Source organism: Microcystis sp. M53603_WE2, from assembly GCF_030065435.1.
Window position 1 is genome coordinate 1 of sequence record NZ_JASJFF010000885.1, and the last position, 4,376, is coordinate 4,376.

Below are 4,376 nucleotides of genomic sequence, written 5' to 3' on the forward strand. Positions count from 1 at the left end.
ATTTTTCTGTGCCTGGGGCGACTAATCCAGTGCGATTTTTACCGTCTGGCGATCGCAATCAATCCGTGCAATTAGTGGTAGTTAAACCCGGTTCTCGTTCTAGTTTTGGGGTAGATTTTGTGCCAATTTCTCGATAAAATGACAACTAAATCAAGATGACTTATAAGTAAGTATTTATAATTAAATTGAAGATAGATTTTGCCTCTGATCCCCCCTGCCCCCCTTAATAAGGGGGGTGCCGATCCCCCCTTAATCCCCCCTTGATAAGGGGGGTGTCTGACAACTTTTAACACCTACCTACTTATGTTAGAAACTCCCCCCAAATATTCGGTTCTTGGTTTACCGGTTCATCTTCTCGATAACTACAGTCGTTGGTTAATAGATCGCGCCTATCAAGGTTTTGGTTCCCACGTTGTCACTCTCAATGCAGAAATGGCAATGTTAGGGGAAAATGATGCTAAAGTTGCCCAAGTTATTCGGGAAGCAGATTTAGTTATTCCCGACGGCGCGGGGATTGTTATTTACTTAAAATTAAGGGGCAGAAAACAAACCCGCTGCCCCGGTATTGAATTATCAGAATCCTTAATTACTGAGTTAGGAATGCAGGGAGAGAGTTTTCCTATTGCTTTTTTTGGTGGTCAACCGGGGATTACGGAAAAAGCGGCAAGTAATTGGCAAAAAAAGATACCTAATATCCGTATTCTGGCTAACCATGGTTATCTATCCTCCGAGGAAATGTCCGATTGGATTGAGGTATTAAAAGATCAACAACCGCGGTTAATTTTAGTTGGTTTGGGAGTACCCCGACAAGAATATTGGATTAGGGAACATCGATATCTCTGTCCCCAAGCTATCTGGGTAGGTGTGGGGGGTAGTTTTGATATCTGGTCCGGGACAAAAATCCGCGCCCCTCGCTTTTTCTGTGACAATAATTTAGAGTGGTTGTATCGACTCTATCAGGAACCTTGGCGCTGGAAAAGAATGTTAGCTTTACCTAAATTTTTCTGGCGCTCTCTTTTTTATTCCTAGCAATAGTTATTATAAATTCTTTTCGATAAAGGCAATCACTCGCTCTAATCCTTCCCGTGTTTTTAAGTTGGTGAAGATAAAGGGTTTATCTCCGCGCATCTTTTTGGCATCTCTATCCATCACTCCTAAATCTGCCCCCACCATCGGGGCTAAATCTATTTTATTAATTACCAATAAATCCGATTTGGTGATACCCGGTCCCCCCTTGCGAGGAATTTTATCTCCGGCTGCCACGTCAATCACATAGATGGTTAAATCTACTAATTCGGGGCTAAAGGTTGCCGCTAAATTGTCGCCACCACTTTCCAGAAAAATTAACTTTAAGTTAGCAAATTTTCTCTCTAACTGTTCAATGGCAACTAAGTTAATTGAGGCATCTTCGCGAATAGCTGTATGGGGACATCCTCCCGTTTCTACTCCTAAAATTCTTTCTGGGGCTAAAGCTTGCGATCGCACTAAAAATTGGGCATCTTCTTGAGTATAAATGTCATTGGTGACTACGGCGATCGGATATTGATCCCGCAAATTTTTACACAGGGCATCGAGCAGGGCTGTTTTTCCTGAACCCACCGGACCGGCAATTCCCACGCGCAAGCAAGACATAGTTTTTTCGGGAAAAAGTGAAAAGGAAAGGGTTAAAAATTTTGGGGCTATCCGATAGAAAAAAGAGGGGTTCGCAGGGCGACACGGATTCCCATTATAATAAAAGGTTAACGCAAATCTGAGAATTTGTCAAGTCTTTTTGTCAATAAATTTGGGGAAATCATCGGCAAAAAGATCACCAAAAGTCAGTGATTTGGTAGCCAAAATCCGTTAACATCTGCCTAAATAGGGGCAAACTTAAACCGATAACATTACTGTGACATCCCTCTAATCTTTCCACGAATAGACCCCCCTTTCCTTCTAGGGCAAAACAGCCGGCACATTTGAGGGGTTCTTCGGTGTCAACGTAGGCAATAATTGTTTCATCGCTGATATTGGCAAAGTGAACTTTAGTGATCCCACAACGAGTCAAAGTTTGATGATTAACTCGATCGATTAAAGCATGACCTGTATAGAGTGTACCCACCAGACCGCGCATTTTTTGCCAACGATCAATCGCTTCTGATTTATCCTTGGGTTTGCCATAGACTTCCCCCGCTACTTCTAAGACGGAATCGCAACCAAGAATCAATCCTGTATCAAATTTAGGGGCGATCGTTTGCGCTTTACATTGGGCTAAAGTTTGGACAAGATGGAGAGTATCATCAGCATTAATTGTCGATTCATCAAAGTTACTCACCCGCACAATCGGATCGATTCCCACCATTTGTAATAGTTTTTTGCGCGCAGGAGAAGCGGAAGCAAGAATCAAGGGAATGGACATAATTTTTAAAGTAAAAAGTCAAAAGGATAAAAGTTAGGTAGGGTGGGTTAGGCAATGACAAATTATTAGACTTAATTATCAATTTATCTATTTGCCGTAACCCACCATCAGTTATCAGATTTTTAGCTATTTCTGCTAGGAATTGGCAGGATTTTAGGGGGGAAAATAACGATCTAAAATCTCAACCATGCGGGATTGTCTTTCTTCCTTGTCAAATCGATTGTAAAAATCCGACTGAACCTCATAAAAATCCGACCTCGATCGAGTTAATTGTCCTAGCAGTTGATAAAGTCCCCGTCTGTCTTTTTCCCATTCTTTTTTAGACTCAGCAAGACTATTAGTTAACGCTTCGATCGATTTGGCGTTAGAATTAGCGATCGCTCTAGTTTCTTTTAATCCCTGATTGGTTTCCTGTAGTCCTAATTTAATCTCCTGTAATCCTAATCTAATCTCCTGTAGTCCTGATTTAATCTCCCGTAGTTCTGTTAGGGTATTTTCAGCAAGAGATTCGAGTCTATCTAGTCTATTTTCTTCCGAGTTACTCATATTCAGTTATCAGTTATCAGTTATCAGTTACCGGTTATCAGTTATCAGTTATCAGTTATCAGTTCCCCACTGATTACTGATTACTCATTCAGTAAGTAATCTCAATTAATTGTTAGATAGTGGGACAGGCTTCTGGTTCTTTGTATGTTATCTTTAATTGTAACCGGCTACCTAGTTGATGATAGGTGGTGCGTTACGACGGATTTTTACCTTTAAGTCAAAACAGGAATTTTTGCCGTCTAACGCACCCTACTGGACTGTTTCAGCTAATTTGGTGTATTAGAAAAATGCTATAAATTCTATAATCTAAGACTTTAAGCCAAAATCTATTGCCCTATTTTAGTTGAAACAGTCCACTACATTTTACTACATTTTACTATTGCCTATTGCCAGTGGTGCGTTACGACGGATTTTTACCTTTAAGTCAAAACAGGAATTTTTGCCGTCTAACGCACCCTACATTTTACTGAAAATTTCCTATCCTCTGACATTTAACTAACCGAGAAAGAATCAACGATAGTTTCAAAGAGTTCTTGAATTTGCGTCCAACGTTTTTGGGAAGTGGAAAGATTAAAAGAATAGAGTTTATGATTATTAACCGTGACGCTGGCCAGATTATGACGTTCTTGACCGTTGGCTAATTTAACTTGATATTCGAGGATATAATAATCTTGACCGTCGATTTGATGGGATTCTGAGCGAATTAATTCTACTTCCTTATCGAGATTGGGGTTAAGACTGTTATTTTTCAGGAGACGATAGCCAACTTCCGAGGGGGTCCCTAAATCTGTTAAAGTTTTATTGTCGGGGACGGGATTGATAATAACGCTTAAATTTTCGCTCGTTTCGATCAGGTCATGAAAAACCACATCTACTCCTGCAACTTTTTTCACATCCACCTGCGTCCAACCCTTAGGATATAAAAATTGATAGCCTTGGCTGTCACTGGTGTATCCTTGCAGTCCAGCGATGGGAGTTGCACAACCGGTTAAGAGGAGGGTGGTAATTAGGAGGAAAGTCGCCAAAAGAGATTTAATCATGATATTTTGACCTGTGAGTAGGGCTGTTTAATTTTACCTTGAATTGTTTAGGTGAAGGGATTATGAAAATTAAGAAAAAATTGACAATTATTATGGCTATAGCGACTTTTTTACTGACTATCTCTCCCCTAGTCTCTCAAACTACCGCTAACCCCGTGAAGGCTGTAGAATTTTATAATCGGGGTGTGGATCGTTTAACCGCAGGGGATTACTCAGGGGCGATTGCGGATTTTACTCAAGCTCTACAATTAGAGCCGAAGGATGCCGATGCTTACTATAATCGCGGCTATGCGGAATTAGTTCTCGGCCAGTACGAGCGAGCGATCGCAGATTATACCCAGGCCTTGACAATCAACCCCAATTATGTTAATGCTCTCGGTAATCGTTGTTATGTG

Annotated in this window: 6 protein-coding genes; 2 read left to right on the top strand and 4 right to left on the bottom strand. The window is 40.8% G+C overall.

Annotated elements, in window-relative coordinates; genetic code table 11:
* Positions 1-303: 303 nt before the first annotated feature.
* The gene (locus PX481_RS18800) at positions 304-1,029 is read left to right on the top strand and encodes a WecB/TagA/CpsF family glycosyltransferase (protein WP_288027657.1); all 726 of its coding nucleotides are present in this window, start codon (positions 304-306) and stop codon (positions 1,027-1,029) included.
* Positions 1,030-1,038: 9 nt separating this feature from the next.
* Here the strand turns inward: PX481_RS18800 and ureG are convergent, their stop codons facing one another.
* From ureG to psbP, 4 genes are all read right to left on the bottom strand, one after another.
* Positions 1,039-1,632 carry an urease accessory protein UreG gene (gene ureG / locus PX481_RS18805; protein ID WP_002792251.1) on the bottom strand — a complete coding sequence of 198 codons (594 nt, stop codon included), beginning with the start codon at positions 1,630-1,632 and terminating at the stop codon, positions 1,039-1,041.
* Between the two features lie 175 nt (positions 1,633-1,807).
* Positions 1,808-2,395 carry a Maf family protein gene (locus PX481_RS18810; RefSeq protein ID WP_288095421.1) on the bottom strand — a complete coding sequence of 196 codons (588 nt, stop codon included), beginning with the start codon at positions 2,393-2,395 and terminating at the stop codon, positions 1,808-1,810.
* Between the two features lie 153 nt (positions 2,396-2,548).
* Positions 2,549-2,941, bottom strand: coding sequence for a hypothetical protein (locus PX481_RS18815; protein WP_288032777.1), 393 nt, complete (start codon positions 2,939-2,941; stop codon positions 2,549-2,551).
* 491 nt (positions 2,942-3,432) lie between these two features.
* A complete protein-coding gene (gene psbP, locus PX481_RS18820; RefSeq protein WP_288095422.1) occupies positions 3,433-3,981 on the bottom strand; it encodes a photosystem II reaction center PsbP in 549 nt (182 codons plus the stop codon).
* Positions 3,982-4,043: 62 nt separating this feature from the next.
* Between psbP and PX481_RS18825 the strand changes: the two genes are divergently transcribed.
* On the top strand, positions 4,044-4,376 hold a 333-nt coding region (locus PX481_RS18825; protein ID WP_288095423.1), incomplete at its 3' end, for a tetratricopeptide repeat protein.